This window comes from Tractidigestivibacter sp. (genome assembly GCF_050946515.1).
Classification (GTDB): domain Bacteria; phylum Actinomycetota; class Coriobacteriia; order Coriobacteriales; family Atopobiaceae; genus Tractidigestivibacter.
Genome location: NZ_JBMNUX010000013.1, coordinates 17952 through 34698, shown reverse-complemented (window position 1 = coordinate 34698; position 16747 = coordinate 17952). Strand labels below are relative to the sequence as shown.

14 protein-coding genes are annotated in these 16747 nt (G+C 62.8%); 7 read left to right on the top strand and 7 right to left on the bottom strand.

Going from position 1 to position 16747, the window contains the following annotated elements:
• Positions 1–244 precede the first annotated feature (244 nt).
• The gene (locus ACOYJL_RS08305; protein WP_433569764.1) at positions 245–1282 is read left to right on the top strand and encodes a DUF2804 domain-containing protein; all 1038 of its coding nucleotides are present in this window, start codon (positions 245–247) and stop codon (positions 1280–1282) included.
• A gap of 55 nt (positions 1283–1337) precedes the next feature.
• Here the strand turns inward: ACOYJL_RS08305 and ACOYJL_RS08300 are convergent, their stop codons facing one another.
• Complete coding sequence (locus tag ACOYJL_RS08300; protein WP_433569763.1) at positions 1338–2204, bottom strand: EamA family transporter; 867 nt, start codon at positions 2202–2204, stop codon at positions 1338–1340.
• Between the two features lie 155 nt (positions 2205–2359).
• The gene (locus ACOYJL_RS08295) at positions 2360–3892 is read right to left on the bottom strand and encodes a radical SAM protein (protein WP_433569762.1); all 1533 of its coding nucleotides are present in this window, start codon (positions 3890–3892) and stop codon (positions 2360–2362) included.
• A gap of 298 nt (positions 3893–4190) precedes the next feature.
• On the opposite strand from ACOYJL_RS08295, the gene ACOYJL_RS08290 reads away from it, so the two are divergent.
• From ACOYJL_RS08290 to ACOYJL_RS08275, 4 genes are all read left to right on the top strand, one after another.
• Positions 4191–5828: a class I adenylate-forming enzyme family protein gene (locus ACOYJL_RS08290; RefSeq protein ID WP_433569761.1), complete on the top strand. Its 1638-nt coding sequence runs from the start codon at positions 4191–4193 to the stop codon at positions 5826–5828.
• Positions 5829–5869: 41 nt separating this feature from the next.
• Positions 5870–7669 carry a thiamine pyrophosphate-dependent enzyme gene (locus ACOYJL_RS08285; protein ID WP_433569759.1) on the top strand — a complete coding sequence of 600 codons (1800 nt, stop codon included), beginning with the start codon at positions 5870–5872 and terminating at the stop codon, positions 7667–7669.
• A gap of 10 nt (positions 7670–7679) precedes the next feature.
• Positions 7680–8321: an indolepyruvate oxidoreductase subunit beta gene (locus ACOYJL_RS08280; RefSeq protein ID WP_433569757.1), complete on the top strand. Its 642-nt coding sequence runs from the start codon at positions 7680–7682 to the stop codon at positions 8319–8321.
• Positions 8322–8517: 196 nt separating this feature from the next.
• Positions 8518–8889 carry a DUF1508 domain-containing protein gene (locus tag ACOYJL_RS08275; protein WP_433569756.1) on the top strand — a complete coding sequence of 124 codons (372 nt, stop codon included), beginning with the start codon at positions 8518–8520 and terminating at the stop codon, positions 8887–8889.
• Positions 8890–9046: 157 nt separating this feature from the next.
• On the opposite strand, the gene gatB is transcribed toward ACOYJL_RS08275, so the two are convergent.
• The 3 genes from gatB to gatC are packed head-to-tail and all read right to left on the bottom strand — an operon-like array spanning position 9047 to position 12395.
• Positions 9047–10582: an Asp-tRNA(Asn)/Glu-tRNA(Gln) amidotransferase subunit GatB gene (gene gatB / locus ACOYJL_RS08270; protein WP_433569755.1), complete on the bottom strand. Its 1536-nt coding sequence runs from the start codon at positions 10580–10582 to the stop codon at positions 9047–9049.
• Positions 10579–12075 (bottom strand): Asp-tRNA(Asn)/Glu-tRNA(Gln) amidotransferase subunit GatA, encoded by a 1497-nt coding sequence (gatA, locus tag ACOYJL_RS08265; RefSeq protein ID WP_433569754.1) that lies wholly within the window; start codon positions 12073–12075, stop codon positions 10579–10581. Before gatA ends, gatB begins: the two co-directional genes overlap by 4 nt.
• A complete protein-coding gene (gene gatC / locus ACOYJL_RS08260; RefSeq protein ID WP_433569753.1) occupies positions 12075–12395 on the bottom strand; it encodes an Asp-tRNA(Asn)/Glu-tRNA(Gln) amidotransferase subunit GatC in 321 nt (106 codons plus the stop codon). Before gatC ends, gatA begins: the two co-directional genes overlap by 1 nt.
• 239 nt (positions 12396–12634) lie before the next feature.
• Here gatC and ACOYJL_RS08255 point away from each other — a divergent pair, with 239 nt between their 5' ends.
• Positions 12635–13468, top strand: a complete 834-nt coding sequence (locus tag ACOYJL_RS08255) for a Cof-type HAD-IIB family hydrolase (protein ID WP_433569752.1) — start codon at positions 12635–12637, stop codon at positions 13466–13468.
• Between the two features lie 389 nt (positions 13469–13857).
• Here ACOYJL_RS08255 and fucO read toward each other — a convergent pair whose 3' ends face one another.
• Positions 13858–15018 (bottom strand): lactaldehyde reductase, encoded by a 1161-nt coding sequence (gene fucO / locus ACOYJL_RS08250; protein WP_433569751.1) that lies wholly within the window; start codon positions 15016–15018, stop codon positions 13858–13860.
• 224 nt (positions 15019–15242) lie between these two features.
• On the opposite strand from fucO, the gene ACOYJL_RS08245 reads away from it, so the two are divergent.
• Complete coding sequence (locus tag ACOYJL_RS08245; RefSeq protein WP_433569750.1) at positions 15243–15377, top strand: hypothetical protein; 135 nt, start codon at positions 15243–15245, stop codon at positions 15375–15377.
• A gap of 117 nt (positions 15378–15494) precedes the next feature.
• Here the strand turns inward: ACOYJL_RS08245 and ACOYJL_RS08240 are convergent, their stop codons facing one another.
• Positions 15495–16739, bottom strand: a complete 1245-nt coding sequence (locus ACOYJL_RS08240) for an MFS transporter (RefSeq protein ID WP_433569749.1) — start codon at positions 16737–16739, stop codon at positions 15495–15497.
• Positions 16740–16747: the final 8 nt, after the last annotated feature.

Here is a 16747-nt window from a genome sequence, read left to right as displayed (position 1 = left end):
CGCTTTCGTAGAAAATTTTATTTCCAGTGGCAAGAGCGGCTGCCGTCCGGAACAAAGATGCTACCTGCTCGAATCGCTCACGTATCTTTTTGTTGATTTTTCCGACAATTTTCTGAAATAATGCCAGCTCAGAGCCTATGCCTCCACAGGCGGATAGAGCCCCGCCGCGCACCGAGATATGCGGAGATTTCGCTAGGACAAGGCCGATGCTAAATGAAAGGATGGCTCTTTTGAGGAGGCTGGCATGGGCGAGCATCGCATTGTCGGTTCTGGCAGGCTGCTGGACGAGTCCGGAAGGCTCCGCGAGCCGGGATGGGCCACCCGTCCTCCCTTCGAGTACAGGCGCGACGACATCGCGGCGCCCATCTGGCGCATCAAGGATTGGGACTATTACCTTGTAAACGACGACGAGGTGGCCATAGCCCTCACGTTTGGCGACCTCGGATATCTGGGGATCGTCTCTGCTTCGGTCGTCAATTTTGCCGAGCACAGCTACAAGACGACCACCGAGACGGTGCCTGTGCCCCTAGGAACGATGGGGCTGCCCGCAGATTCAAGAAGCGGCGACATTGTGTGGGAGAATCGGCGCTGCCGCGTAAGCTGGCGCCACGTCCCCGGCGGGCGAAGGCTTTCATTTTTTATGAGCGGATTCGATGGTGACGACGAGCTCGACGTCGAGCTTCTGCTTGATGAGGAGCCTCGCGACTCAATGGTGATCTGCACGCCATGGCAAGACGACCCGACGGCGTTCTACTACAACCGCAAGATCGTCGGCATGCGCGCCCGCGGGGGCTTTCGCCGTGGGGCCGCCTTCCACGAGTTCTCGCCCGAGAGCTCCTTCGGGCTCCTCGATTGGGGTCGTGGCGTCTGGACCTATGACAACACGTGGTATTGGGCTGCTGCGCAAGGCCGCCAGGCAGGCCACGTGATAGGGCTCAACCTTGGCTATGGCTTCGGCGACACAACGGCGGCAAGCGAGAACATGATCTTCGTCGACGGCATCGCCCACAAGCTTGGGCGCGTTGACTTTGGAATCCCCGGCGAGCCTGGCCACTATCGCTACCTAGAGACGTGGCACATGACAGATGACGCAGGCAGGCTCGACCTGACGTTCAAGCCGCTGCTCGACCGTCGCGACGACACCGACATAGCAGGCGTGCTCGTCTCGATCCAGCACCAGGTTTTTGGGACCCTTGACGGCACGCTCGTGCTGGACGACGGCACGGCCCTGACCATAGGCGGCCTACGCGGCGCAGCAGAGCACATCCACAACAAGTACTAGACGAAGCCGGCGGCCAGCCTTGCCGGCGCGTGGGACCACGGGAAGCCGGCAAGCCCTACGAGAAGATCGCCATCGCAAGCGTCGAGACCACGATGATGGCAAGGCCGATCAGCGAGCGCTTGGTGTACTTCTCGTGGAACACGATTGCCGAGAATGCCATCGACACGACGATGGACAGCTTGTCGATGGGCACGACGACCGAGACGACGCCGTTCTGGATGGCGTAGTAGTAGCAGAGCCAGGAGGCGCCGGTCGCCACGCCAGACAGGCAGATGAACGCCAGCTCGTGACGGTCGATGCCATGCACGAGGTTCATCTTTCCGCGCATGGCGACGACGACCCAGGCCATAACCAGCACGAAGCAGGTGCGGATGGCCGTGGCGAGGTTTGACTCGACGCCCTCGATGCCAACCTTGGCAAGAATCGAGGTCAGCGCGGCAAAGACGGCAGAGCCCACCGCGTACCACATCCACGAGTTGCCCTGCACGTCGTGGTCCTGCTTCTTGCGCTCGAGCATCATGAGCGTTCCCACGAGAATGCCTGCGCAGCCCAGAAGCTTCACCGGAAGGTTGTTGGTCTCGCCAAAGAGCACGATGGCGAGCAGCACCGTGAGGACCGTGGAGCACTTGTCAATCGGGACGACCTTGTTCACGTCTCCCATCGAGAGAGCCTTGAAGTAGCAGATCCAGCTTGCGCCCGTCGCAAGGCCGGAAAGCGCGAGGAACAGAAGCGAATGCGGGGTGATCTGCCCAATGGTGGGAATGGAGCCCACAATTGCCGCCATCAGCCATGCAAACAGAAGGACCACGATGGTCCTGATGGCCGTGGCCACGTCCGAATCGGTCTTCTGAATGCCACACTTGGCGAGAATCGCCGTCACGCCGGCGAAGAACGCCGAACCCGCGGCTGCCAAAATCCACATGAGCGATGCCCCCTCTTTCCTGCATCAAGGCCCGGTGGGAAAACTCATCGGCTTCCGCGTCTTCGTTTTCGTTCGCATGCAAAAAAGCACGCCGAACCCCTCAACATGACGCGGCCCCGGTTCTCCGGGGCCGCGCACGACATTCTAAGCTATTACTACTTGGCGCTGACGCCAGCAGCCTTGCGAACTTCCTCAATGGCGGCATCATCGAACTCGGTGCCATCCTCAATCTGGCCCTCGAGCTCAGCGTCCTTCTTGGCCAGCATCTTGGCCTTCTTGTCGACGTCCATCATCGAGATGTCGTCCTCGTAGATCTTCTTGCCGCCGGGGTGCTCCTCGTTCCAGATGCGGTCGGCAACAGGCTGCCAGGTCTTCGCGTACGGCGTGGTGCGAGCGCACAGGTGGTCGACGTCCTCCGGGGTGACGTACTCGGTGGACTTGGCGTCTGCCTCGTGGACGATCTGCGGCAGGATCTCGGGGTTCTCGAGCATCGGGCAGGGGCGCAGCATGTTGTCGTTCCACGGCCAGTGAGCACGATAGGCCTGGAAGATGGGCTGCTGCAGGCACTCGATGAGCGACTTCTCCTTGATGTTCGCGTTGGAGTAGTGGATGAAGACGCAGGGCTCCACGTCACCCTTTGCGGTGATGTGGCAGAACACGCGACCGCCAGCGATGCAACCGCCGACGAACTCGCCGTCGTTCTGGAAGTCCATGGTCATGATGGGCTTGCCGCCCTCGTAGTCACGAATCTCGCGAATGCGCTTGATCATGTACTCGCGCTGCTCGATCGTGGGCATGAGGTCGGCGTTCGCGCCCTCGCCGACGGGCATGTAGTGGAAGTACCAGGCCCACAGGGCGCCCTTCTCGATGACCATGTCGAGGTACTCGTCGGAGGTGACGGACTCGACGTTGTTGCGGGTGTAGGCCGTGGAGATGCCGAACGGGATGCCGTTGGCCTTCATGAGGTCGAAGGCGGCCATGACCTTGTCGAAGCAGCCCTCGCCGCGGCGGCTGTCGTTTGCATCCTCAAAGCCCTCGAGGGACACGGAGAACAGGATGTTGCCCGTGCGCTTGCAGTCGTCGCAGACCTGCTGGTTGATCAGCGTGCCGTTGGTGTAGAGGCTGAAGAGGCAGTCGTCGTGCTTCTCGGCCAGCTTGACGATGTCGCGCCAGCGAACCATGGGCTCGCCGCCGGTAAGCATGAACCAGTGGCAGCCAAGCTCGGCGGCCTGCGTGACGAGCGAATCCATCTCGTCATAAGTGAGGTTCAGCGACTTGGAGTAGTCGGCGGCCCAGCAGCCAACGCAGTGCATGTTGCAGGCGCTCGTGGGGTCGAAGATGATGATCCAAGGCACGTTGCACTGGTACTTCTCGGCGGACTGGGTGGTCTCGCGCAGGCCGCGGAAGGCGGACTCGTAGGCGCCATTCAGCACGGCCGTGTGCAGGATGTGGGGATCGATCCTCTTAGCAAGGCCAATGACCATGTTCTCCCACTTGGAGCCTGGATAGAAGGCACGGCGAAGCGAGTTTGCCATGTCAGGAGCGGTGTCTGCAAGAAGCTTGCCGCCCATGTCCAGGAACTTCTCGAGGGCCTCCTCGGGATGATCGCTCCTGACACCCTTGATGGCCTGATCCAATGCGATGCTGAACGCCTTGCGCTCGGCCGCATGCGCAATCTTAGACTGCATGTTCCACGATCCTTTCGCCCGAGGGCATGTGCCGACCCTTGCCGGCTATCGTAATTCCCTTACGTTATACTGAGAGCATATTTTGAACCTGATTTGAAAAAAATCAACCCTGCGTAATATTTTGTCGAATTTTCCGCGCTTTCAGACTGGGCGAGCCCCTGGGAGACAGAGCGGCATTTGCGACCAAGGTTATCCCTCTGTGACGCGGCATCGCTTCTCGCGCGCGCATTCGCATACCTCAACTATCATTGCAACTTGCTGTTAATAAAGTACGTTTGCTTGCTTCCAAGGAGGTACCGTGAGCATCGTCGACATGCTGCGCGCGAACGCGCAGAAGACGCCAGACAGCGTCGCTCTTGTTGAGGTGAACCCTCAGCGTCGAGAGAGCCGCCGCATCACGTGGCGCGACTACGAGCTGGTAGAGACAACGGACGACGAGCCCTATCGTCGCGAGATCACCTGGCGCGTCTTCGACGAGAAGGCCAACCGCTTCGCGAATCTTCTGGCCTCGCGCGGCGTCCACAAGGGCGACAAGGTGGCCATTCTGCTCTACAACTGCATCGAATGGCTGCCCATCTACTTCGGCGTCCTCAAGAGCGGCGCCACGGTGGTGCCGCTGAACTTCCGCTACTCCTCCGACGAGATCCAGTACTGCATCGAGAAGTCAGACACCAACGTGCTGGTCTTTGGCCCTGAGTTCACCGGGCGCGTGGAGCAGATCGTGCCTCAGATCTCGCGTGGGAGGCTGCTCTTTTATGTAGGCGACGACTGCCCGACCTGGGCCGAGCCCTACCAGGAGCTTGTGGGGTTCTGCTCGTCCGCAGATCCGATGATCCCGCTCTCGGAGGACGAGGACGCGGCGATTTACTTCAGCTCTGGCACCACGGGATTTCCCAAGGCGATACTTCACCACCACAGGAGCCTTACCCAGGCGGCCGAGATGGAGCAGAAGCACCATAGCCAGACCGCAGACGACACCTTCCTCTGCATACCGCCGCTCTACCACACAGGCGCCATGATGCACTGGCTGGGCTCGCTTCTCGTTGGCGGGCGCGGCGTGCTTCTTCGCGGCGTGAGCCCCAAGACCATCCTCGAGACCGTCTCCAACGAGCGCTGCACCATCGTGTGGCTTCTCGTCCCATGGGCGCAAGACATACTCATGGCCATCGAGCAGGGCACGGTCACCCTCTCTGACTACCACCTTGACCAGTGGCGCCTGATGCACATCGGCGCCCAGCCGGTCCCCAAGAGCCTGGTCAAGCGCTGGCTCGAGGTCTTCCCCAACCACCAGTACGACACCAACTACGGCCTTTCCGAGTCGACCGGGCCGGGCTGCGTGCACCTGGGCGTCGAGAACACCGACCACGTGGGCGCCATTGGCGTGCCAGGATATCGCTGGAAGTGCCGCATCGTGGACGACAAGGGCAACGACGTCAAGCAGGGCGAGGTTGGCGAGCTTGCCGTGCAGGGGCCCGGCGTCATGGAGTGCTACTACAAGGACCCCGTGGCCACGGCCGAGACGCTGCGCGACGGGTGGCTCTTTACCGGCGACATGGCACGACAGGACGCCGACGGCTTCTACTGGCTCGTCGACCGCAAGAAGGACGTCATCATCTCCGGAGGAGAGAACCTCTACCCCGTGCAGATCGAGGACTACATCTCGGCTAACGAGGCAGTGAAGGACGTCGCCGTGATTGGCCTTCCCGACGAGCGCCTGGGCGAGATCGCCTGCGCCATCATCGAGCTCAAGCCAGGCTGCGAGACCGTCACCGAGCAGGACATCAACGACTTCTGCCTGGGGCTGCCCCGCTACAAGCGCCCCCGCAAGATCATCTTTGCGCCCGTGCCGAGAAACCCCACGGGCAAGATCGAGAAGCCCCTTCTGCGCAAGCGCTATGGTGCGCAGAACCTCGTCGATCGCGAGAATAAGGGATAGGTCTATACGCCCAAGCCTTGGGCGAGAGGAACGGAGAGCACATGGGAAAGCAGCTTCTATCAGGAAACGAGGCCATAGCCCTCGGGGCATGGGAGGCCGGCTGCAAGGTGGGGACGGGCTACCCCGGAACGCCTTCTACCGAGACCTTGGAGAACCTCGTTCAGCACAAGGAGGTCTACTGCGAGTGGTCGCCTAACGAGAAGGTCGCGCTTGAGGTTGGCATCGGCTCGTCGCTGGGCGGCGTGCGCACGCTGGTCACCATGAAGCACGTCGGCCTCAACGTGGCGGCGGACCCCTTCATGTCGGTCACCAACACCGGCGTGGGCGCGGGCCTTGTCCTTCTCGTTGCAGACGACCCTTCAATGTACAGCTCGCAGAACGAGCAGGACTCGCGCAACTACGCGGCCTTCGCGCGCGTGCCTGCGCTTGACCCGTCCGACTCGCAGGAGGCCTACGAGTTCGCAAAGCGCGCGTTCGAGATCTCCGAGCGCTTCGATACGCCCGTCCTTCTCCACGAGACCATGCGCATTGCGCACACGCGCACCATGGTGGAGGCTGCTGGCGAGCGCGTGGAGCCCAAACAGCTCGACTACGAGAGCCAGCCTTCCAAGTACGTCATGATGCCGGCCTTCGCCGTTGGGCGCACCGAGGCCACCAACAAGCGCGAGGACGCGCTTGTCGAGTACGCCGAGACCTGCGACCTCAACCGCGTCGAGATGCGCGACACAAAGGTGGGCGTCATCTGCGCAGGCGCCCTCTACAACCACGTTCGCGAGGCGCTGCCCAACGCATCCGTGTTCAAGGTGGGGCTCTCTTGGCCGCTGCCGCCCAAGCGCCTGGCCGAGTTCGCCGCCTCAGTCGACCACCTCTACGTTGTCGAGGAGGCCTGCCGCTACTTCCGCGACCATGTTGCCGCCATGGGCATCAAGCTCGAGGAGCCGCCCGCGTCTCCCCTGCCCCGCTCCGGAGAGATCTTCCCCGCAGACATCCGCGCCAGCTTTGGCGTCGAGCAGCCCGCACACCTCAATGCGGCGACCGACCTTCCGCCTCGTCCGCCCGCGTTCTGCGCCGGCTGCCCTCACCGCCTGGTCTTCTGCGAGCTTCGCCGCATGAAGGCCATCGTCACGGGCGACATCGGCTGCTACACGCTGGGTGCCGTCGCGCCGTACAAGTCGGTCGACTCCGTCATAGACATGGGCGCGTCCCTCTCGATGGACCACGGCATGGAGCTTGCCGGCGTGTCCGAGCGCACGGGACGTCCTGTGGTGGGCGTCATCGGCGACTCCACGTTCGCGCACTCCGGCATCACCTCCCTTCTGGGCACCGCCTATAACGGCGGCAAGGGGACGCTCGTGATTCTGGACAACCGCACGACGGCCATGACCGGAACGCAGGGCAACCCCGTCAACGGCATCACGCTCTCTGAGCAGGGAGCGCGCATCAGCCCGCTCGTGGATCCCCAAGACAAGCCCAGCGTCCTCGACCGCCCCGCCGGCCATGCGCTCGACCTGCCCGCCCTCTGCCGCGCCATCGGCGTGGACGAGGTCATCGAGGCCAACGCGCAGAGCCTCGCCGAGGTGCGCGATGCGCTCAAGACCGCAACGTCGCACGCCGACCTTCTCTCCGTCGTGATCTTCAAGGCGCCTTGCCGCTTGGTCGACCGCACGAAGAAGGCCATGCCCGTGATTCGCGATTGCCGCCGCTGCGGTCGCTGCGTCCAGATTGGCTGCCCCGCCCTTGGCAAGGACGAGACCGGCCATGCCGTGATCGACCCCACCCAGTGCGTAGGCTGCGGCCAGTGCCAGCAGGTCTGCCCCTTCGGGTGCATTCAGTCCGAATAGGAGGAGAACAATGCCTCACGCAACAGCTTCTCAAGAGAGCTCGACCGTCCGCCTTGGCAAGCGGGTCACCCTTGACCGCACGATGACCGTCCTTCTGGTGGGCGTCGGCGGCCAGGGAACCATCCTCGCCGGAAACATCTTGGCCATGACCGCCTCAGAGGCGGGCCTCGACGTCAAGGTCTCCGAAATCCACGGCATGAGCCAGCGCGGCGGGTCGGTCTCGACCACCATCCGCATGGGCGAGAAGGTCGACTCCATGGTATGCGACCCAGGGTGCGCCGACGTGCTGGTGGCCTTTGAGGCCATCGAGGCCCTTCGCAACCAGCAGTTCCTTCGCGAGGGTGGGCGCCTGTTCGTGAACGACGAGACCATCACGCCAGTTCCGGTGAACATCGGCAACGCGCGCATGCCCGAGAACATCGGAAAGCGCCTGGACGACGCGGGCGCCGTGCGCATCAACGCCGGCGAGATCGCCCGTCAGGTGGGAAGCCCCCGCTCCACCAACGTGGTGTTGGTGGGCGCGCTCTCCACGGCGCTGCCCTTTGCCGAGGACGAGTGGAAGGACGCCATCAAGCGTCGCGTGCCGACCAAGACCATCGACGCCAACCTTGCTGCGTTTGACGCCGGTCGCGCTGCGGCACAGGGCCAGTAGCGAGGCGCCCCGCCTTTTCTTGGCACCCAAAATGCGTTAGCCGCCCATTGAGCGAACGGCTATCCATGGCGAGCGGTTTTAGTCGGTTGTTACACTACCCGATTCAACCGCTCGCCATATTTTGTGGTTTCGAACGAAGACGGTGGGCAATGATACCTATATGTGAAAGCCCTCGACCTGATGAGGTGATTCTTTTATGGGTCAGTACGTTGTGAACGAGAACGACGGGAAGTACCTGTTCAATCTCTGCGGCTCAAACGGACATGTTATTGCCACGTCCATGGTGTTTGCGAGCAAGGAAGACTGCCTTACGGGCATCGACCAGATTCGCAAGACGGCCGCTGACGCCGCAATCGAAGACACGACGGTCGATGGCACCATGCACGTGCCGGCGCCCAAGTATCGCATCTTCCAGACGCTGTCTGGCAACTACTTCTTCCGCTTCTATCCCGACGATGGCGGCGACATTGCCCAGTCGCACTCCTATCCGCTGAAGGACAGCCTGCTTCGTCGCATCGACCGCATGCGCGAGGAGGGCGACTCTTCGCTTTCGCATGACGTTGAATAGCGGCGGCCAGCGGGAAGGCTGAATCGGAAACGCAAGGAGGCGGATGCCCAAAGGCACCCGCCTCCTTTTCGTATGCATGCAGGGCACGCTGCCAAGGTAACGCGGGACCGCGCAGAGCGTTGCGTCCACGTCCGCGCAGCCCCAGAATCTACGTCTGCTATGCCTCCAGCTTCTGCCTCAGCAGCTTGTTGAAGAGCTTGGGGTTGCCGGTGCCCTTGCTCGCCTTCATGCACTGGCCGACGAGGTAGCCCACGACCTTCTTGTTGCCGTCGTGGTACTGCTGCACCTGGTCGGTGCACCGCGCAAGCACCTCGTCCACGATGGGCTCGAGCGCGCCCGTGTCGCTCACCTGGCGCATGCCGCGCTCGTCGACGACGGCGGCAGGGTCGCGGTCGGTGCCGTCAACGGCCTCGAGCACGTCCTTTGCCTGCGAGAACGTGATGGCGTCCTCGTCGAGCAGGGCCGAGATGGAGGCAATCTGCGCTGGGGCGAGCGCCTTGTAGGCAGGCACCAAGTTCACCATGACCTTGGCCACGGTCTTGGCGGCCTTGTCCGGCGCAAGCGCCACGGACTTCTCGAACGTCTCAGCCGTCGAGGGATCGCCCGCAAGCTGCGCGGCGTCCGCCCGCTTCAGACCAAAGTCGGCCACGTAGCGGTCGCGCTTGGCGTCGGGCAGCTCGGGAATCTTCGCGCGGGCCTCCTCGATGAAGTCGTCGGTGAGGTCAAAGGGGGCGAGGTCGGGGTCGGGGAACAGGCGGTAGTCGTCTGCGGTCTCCTTCACGCGCATCACGACGGTGCGATGACGGCTGGGCTCCCAGTGGCGGGTCTCCTGGTAGACGATGCCGCCCTCCTCGAGCACCTCGGCCTGGCGGCAGATCTCGTACTCGAGCGCGTCGTGGAGGCTCTTGAAAGAGTTGATGTTCTTCATCTCGGTCTTGGTGCCGAGCTTGGTCTCTCCGCGTCGGCGCAGGCTGACGTTGCCGTCGCAGCGCATCGAGCCGCTCTCGAGCGAGCAGTCCGAGATGCCGAGCGTCTTGAAGGTCTGCTGCAGCTTCTCCATGAAGAGGCGCGCCTCCTCGGGGGTGCGCAGGTCGGGCTCGGTCACGAGCTCGATCAGCGGCGTGCCGCAGCGGTTGTAGTCGATGAGGCTCTCGGTGGCCGCGGTGATGCGGCCTTCCTCGCCGCCCACGTGCACCATCTTGGCGGCGTCCTCCTCCATGTGGATCCTGAGGATGCGGATGGGGGCTACGTATGAGCCGTCCTTCTCGCGCTCGATGGGCGTCTCGCCGTCGCCGGCGAGCGTCTCCCACGCCGGGCGCTCAGATGCGCCCTCTCCGGAGACGGCCAAGTCAAGATGGCCGTGCATGCAGATGGCGACCGGCCCCTGCGTGGTCTGGAAGTTCTTGGCCATGTCTGGATAGAAGTAGTGCTTGCGGTAGAACATCGAGCGGCGCTGAATCTGGCAGTTGGTGGCAAGGCCGGCCATCACGATGTACTGGATGGCCTTGCGGTTGGGCACCGGCAGCGCGCCCGGCATGCCCAGGCACACGGGGCAGACGTTGGTGTTTGGCGGGTCGTCGTGGCTGAGCTTGCAGTTGCAGAACATCTTGGTGTCGAGCGTGGTGAGCTCGGTATGCACCTCAAGGCCGATGACGGCCTCCCAGTCCTTCAGGACCTCGGCGAGCTTCTTCATGCAAGCTCACCTCCCTTCCCCGCAAAGTCGGGCGCGACGACGCCCGTGGCGCCAGCCCCGCGCTCGAGGGCGCGGGCAAACTGCAGAAGCTTGCGATCCGAGAAGGCAGGGCCCTGGAGCTGCGCCGACACGGGGAGGCCCGAGTCTTTGCCCAGCCCCAGCGGCACCGAGATGCCGCCGTTTCCGCAGATGTTGTTCGAAATCGTGAACATGTCGGACGCATACATCTGCGTGGGGTCCGAGATCTCGCCAAACTTGAACGCCGTGCGCGGGGTCGCCGGCATGAGAATCACGTCGCACTGCTCGAAGGCGTGCACGTAGTCCTGCGTGATGAGGGTGCGCACCTGCTGCGCGGGATAGTAGTACTTGTCGTAGACGCCCGAGGAGAGCAGGTATGCGCCCAGCATCTGGCGGCGCTTGGCCTCCTCGCCAAAGCCCTTCGCGCGCGACTTGCTCGTCTGCTCGGCGAGCGTCGAGCAGCCCGGCTCCTGGTAGCCGTAGCGCACGCCGTCGAAGCGCGCGAGGTTGGAGAAGGCCTCGCAGGGGGCGATCACGTAGTAAGCGGCAATTGCGCTCTTGATGTTGGGGAGGCTGACCTCCACGATCTTGGCGCCCTGGTCCTCAAAAGTGGCGCGGGCACGGTCAAGCGCGGCGCGCTCCTCGTCCGAGAGACCGGCGATGTCCATGAGCTCGGGGACGACGCCCACGGTCTTGCCCTCGATGGGGTCCTCGAGGTGCTCGAGGAAGTCGACCGGGCAGTCTTGGCTCGTGGAGTCAAGCGGGTCGCGACCGGGGCCGGTCAGCGCGTTCATCGCCAGCGCGACGTCCGCCACGCTCCGGCCGAAGGGACCCACCTGGTCGAGCGAGCTGCCGAAGGCCACGACGCCGTAGCGGCTGACCGCGCCGTAAGTGGGCTTCAATCCCACGACCCCGCACAGGCTCGCCGGCTGGCGGATGGAGCCTCCCGTGTCGGAGCCCAGGCTGATGGTGACCTCTCCCGCTGCGACCGCCGCAGCCGAGCCGCCCGACGAGCCGCCCGGCACGCGCTCGGTGTCCCAGGGGTTGTTCGTACGGTGGAAGTAGCTGGTCTCGGTCGAAGAGCCAAAGGCGAACTCGTCCATGTTGGTCTTGCCCATGGGCGTTGCCCCTGCGTCCAGCATGCGCTTGACGCAGGTGGCCGTGAAGACCGACTCGTAGTTCTCGAGCATGCGCGAGGCGCAGGTCGTGCGCGTGCCCACGAGGTGCATGTTGTCCTTGAAGGCCACGGGCACGCCGGCGAGGGGGCCGAGCTTCTCGCCCTTCTCGCGCGCGGCATCCGTTGCGGCGGCAGCATCGAGCGCCAGCTCCGGAGAGACCTGCAGGAACGCCTGGACGTCGCCCTCGCGCTTGTCGATTGCGTCAAGCGAGGCCTTGGCGACCTCGGTGGCCGTGAAGTCGCCGTTTGCGACGCCAGCGGCGATCTGCGCGGCAGACATCGCGTCGAAGTTTGCCATTAGCGATCGCCCCCCTCTTCATCGCCGAGGATCGACGGCACGCGGAAGTAGCGGTCACGCGCCGAGGGAGCGTTCTTGAGCGCGACGTCGATGGGCAGCGCGCGGTCGGAGTCGTCTATGACGTCCTCGCCCATCACGTTGGAGAGGTCTCCAATGGGATGGAACGTGGGCTCGACTCCCTCGAGGTCGTACTCGCGGATAGGTTGGAGCAAGTCGATGGCGTCGTTCATGTAGGACGTCATTTCGTCGAGCTCTTCGTCAGTCAGGGCAATGCGGGCGTAGTCCGCAATCCCCGCGACATCTTCTCTGGTCAGGGCCATGGCTCTCCCCTCTCGTATGAAATCACGGCTTCACATTCTAAGTCAGGTTAGGACGTCCACGCACGTGGCAGTGCCCGCCGAGACGCAGGCGCAACATTGTGTGCCGCGGAGCTGCGGCACGCGCCGTGCTCCGTCACGGCGGGAGCTAGCTACGCTAGGATTGAGCTAGCAAGCGGCCAGGCAGCCTCCCAGGCGCCTCGTCAGCAATACGCCCAACATGCAAGCACATCGGAGGATCAATGTTCAGAATCGTCGCCAGCGACATGGACCAAACCCTGCTCGACCACTCGCACAAGGTCCCGCAGGCAAACATTGACGCCATTCGAAAGATGCGCGAGCTAGGATGCCTCTTCGTTCCCGCATCCGGACGGAGCTACGTCTCGGTCATGGAGTCGCTGGAAAGCGTCCCCTTCGAGCTGCTCGACGGCTCGTACCTCATCAGCTACAACGGCGGCTGCGTCAACCGCATCGGAGACGAGGAGCCGCTGGTCAAAAACTCGCTGCCGTTCGATCGCGTGGCGCAGCTGTTTGCATATGGGCTGACCCAGCCTGTGAGCATGCATGTCTACGAGCTTGCAGGAAAGGTATGGACTTGGGCACTGCAGCCCCTCGAGGAGCGCTATCTCAACGGACACATGGCCTACGAGCCGCTCAAGACCCCTTCGATCGAGTTTTTGCGCGACGTCCCTCTTGCCAAGATCCTCTACTGCATCCCCAACGGCTCCGAGAAGCTACGCGCTATCGACTCGTCCATGCCATCGGAAATCAAACAGGGCTGCGACGTCACCTTCAGCAGCGGACGCTATTTGGAGTTTGTTCCTGAGGGCGTCAACAAAGGCAGCGGCCTTAGGACGCTCGCAAAGCTACTGGGAATCGACATGACCGACACGATTGCCTGCGGAGACGCCGCAAACGACGAAAGCATGGTGCGCGCAGCGGGCGTAGGAGTCGCCGTGGCAAACGCTGTCGACGGACTTGGCGAGCGCGCCGACTATTTTGCGCACTCCACCTGCGACGACGGCATCCTGGCTGAGGTTGTGGAAAAGTTTGTGCAGCCGTCTTTCGGCAAATAAGACGCCGGGGGCGCCGCCCGTTGCACCGAACTCGCCTTAGTGCAGACTTTGGCATCTCATTTGGGCCGAACTCGCCTTAGTGCAGGCCCTCTCACGAGCTAAAGCCGCGCCAGCGCGTGACGCGCTGGCGCGGCTTTGCGTTTCCGCAGGTAGAGGCGGTAAGCAACTAAGTAAGAGCTTGATGTCCCGCTATGACCCCCAAACAACGTCTGCACTAAGGCGAGTTCGGTGCATAAGCCCGCCGCAAACTCGCACTAAGGCGAGTTCGGCCCAAGGACCAGCCGGCAATCCGAAGAATCGACGCCAACGCCATGCAGAAAAAGGGAGAGGCCGCGCAAAGGCCCCTCCCCTGTTTGTCATTAATAGTGGCGCTGGTTCGGTCGCGCTTGTTACGCCATGATTTTGCGGAACAGCTCGACGACCTGATCGTGCGTGGCCTCGCGCGGGTTGCCCGGATAGCAGGCGTCGTTCAGCGCATCGGTTGCCAGCTGGTCAAGGTCGGCCTCGACGAGTCCGTCGCAGGTCTTGGGGATGTTGACGTCGGCGGAGAGCTGGCGCACAGCGTCGATTGCGGCGTCGGCGGCAGCGTCGGTGCTCATGCCCGTGGTGTCGACGCCCATAGCCTCTGCAATCTTGGCCTGGCGCTCAGCGACGACCGGCTTGTTGAACTCCATCGAGATCGGCAGCAGCATTGCGCAGGCAACGCCATGCGGGGTGTCATAGTGCGCGGAGAGCGTGTGCGCCATGGAGTGGTCAATGCCCAGGCCCACGTTAGAGAAGCCCATGCCGGCGATGTACTGACCAAGCGCCATCTGCTCGCGGCCAGAGCCGGGATTGCCGCTCTTTGCCTCTGCGTAGGCGTCGCGGAGGTTGTGCGAGATCAGGTTGATGGCCTCGTAGTGGAACATGTCTGAGAGCTCCCAGGCGCCCTTGGTGGTGTAGCCCTCGATGGCGTGCGTAAGCGCATCCATGCCGGTAGCTGCGGTAAGGCCGGCGGGCATGCTTGCCATCATGTCGGGGTCGACGACGGCAACCTCAGGGATGTCGTTGGTGTCAACGCACACGAACTTGCGGACCTTCTCGGGGTCGGTGATCACGTAGTTGATGGTGACCTCTGCTGCGGTGCCGGCGGTCGTCGGAACGGCGATGGTAAAGGTGGCATGCTTCTTGGTGTCGGCCACGCCCTCAAGCGAGCGCACGTCAGCGAACTCAGGGTTCTCGTTGATGATGCCGATGGCCTTCGCGGTGTCCATAGACGAGCCGCCACCGATGGCCACGATGCAGTCAGACCCAGCTGCCTTGATTGCGGCGACGCCGTCCTGAACATTCTTTATCGTGGGGTTGGGCTTGATCTCGGAGTAAAGCGTGTAGGCGATGCCCGCCTGGTCAAGCAGGTCGGTGACCTTCTTGGTGACGCCAAACTTCACGAGGTCGGGGTCTGAGCAGACGAAGGCGTTCTTGTAGCCACGCCGAGTGAGCTCGCCCGGAATCTCCTTGATTGCGCCCTTGCCATGGTACGAGATGCTGTTCAGGACGAAGCGGTTGACCATAAAACCAAGTCCCTTCCATTTCAGGCACCGCACCTTTTGCGGCGCCGCCAACAGACCACTGTTTATTATTGCCCGCGCGAGTGTTTCCAAACGCTGCGTTGCCGCCATTGGCGCGAACGGTGGCAGTTTCCGCATCCATTGGGCGCTTCATCATCCAATTCTTACCAAAGCGTAAGGTACGGGTAAGCCAGTTCGATGGCAGGTCAGAGCCCCAACTGAGAGCATTGAGTCGTCAAGAACAGGACGCGGAGCGTCCAATCGGAAAGGGGCACAACATGACCGGCATCGTCTCAATCATCGCAATGACCTTCGTTATGGCTCTCATGGCCGCCTGCGCCTTCGCTGGCAAGGAGGCCTAAGACCGTGCAAGACATGATCTTGAAGCAGCTCTTCTTTGCCATGCTCACGGTCGTTCTGAGCCTCGTCGTGCTTCTCGACGATGGCAAGCCTCGCCGTCGGCGACGGGAAAACCGCCGCTAGGCGCGCTTGCCACCTCGCCCAGAAATCCACACGAACACCGCCGCGATGAGCGCGACCAGCGCCGAGGCGGCAAAGAGCGTCTGCTGCACGCCAAAGGCATCGGCAATGAAAGGCGCAACCAGAAGCGGAAGCGTGCCCGCGCTGTTTGCGCCAACCTGCATCACGGAAGTCACGCGACCGATCGCCGAGGGGTCGCAGTCGCGCTGCACGAGCGTGTTCTTCACGGGCGGCATCGCGCCAAAGCCGAGCCCGGTGATGAGCTGGCCCACCACGGCAACGGCAACGCTCGACGTCCCGACATAAATCATCGAACCGATGCCCGTCACAAGAAGCAGCGCGGCGATCATCCGGACGCTCAGCTTGCGCGTCGGCACGCGCAGGACAAGAAGCGACCCCGCCGTGGCGCCGATGCCGGCGCACGCAGAAAGCCAGCCCATCCACTCGTTGCCCACCTTGAGGACGTCGCGATAGAAGATCGACTCGAGCGAGTCGAACGCCCCGTACGCAAAGAAGCCAAGGAAGTAGATCAGGAAGATCTCCGCCAGGGTTTTCGACGAGAAGGTCGCGCGAACCCCGGCCGCAAGCTCGTGCCAAAAGCCTCCGCGCGCTTCCTCCCTGCGACTTTGTTCGTCAGTACGCACCGCGCTCAGGTCAAGCAGCTCCGGGGTCAGCCACACGATAATGGCCGCCGGCACGGCCACGAGCGGCATGGCAAAGAAGACTGACAGGCTCGTCCCCGTGAAGTGCGTGATGGCGCCGCCAAGCGTCGGTCCCACAATCACGGAGAGGTTGCTTGCCGTATTGATCCAACTGTTGGTCTTCAAGAGCTCGCGGGCGTCGTCGGTCAAAAAGCGCGGGTACGCCTCGCGCGCGGCTCCGCCCACGCCCGCAACGACGCCGTCAAGCACCGCTAGGGTCAGAAGCAGCGGATATCCCATCGGAAGCGCCAACGGCAGAAAACCTTCTATGGCCATGAGCGCGCACGACGCGGCGATGGTGATGCGCGGTCCTATGCGGTCCACAATCACTCCGGCAACCCCACCCGCAGCCACCAGCACCAGGTTCAGGATGACGACCATAGCGGAGACGATGTAGGCGTTTGCGCCAAGCTCGTAAGTGACAAGCCCGATGATGCCGACGAAGTAGGTCGTCTGGAAGCCGAGAAAGATCAGAAAGGACGCTGCAACAAGGCGGCGCTCGGACGCCACGAGAGACGCTTTGTCGGATTGAGCAGAAGACATGGCAGCTC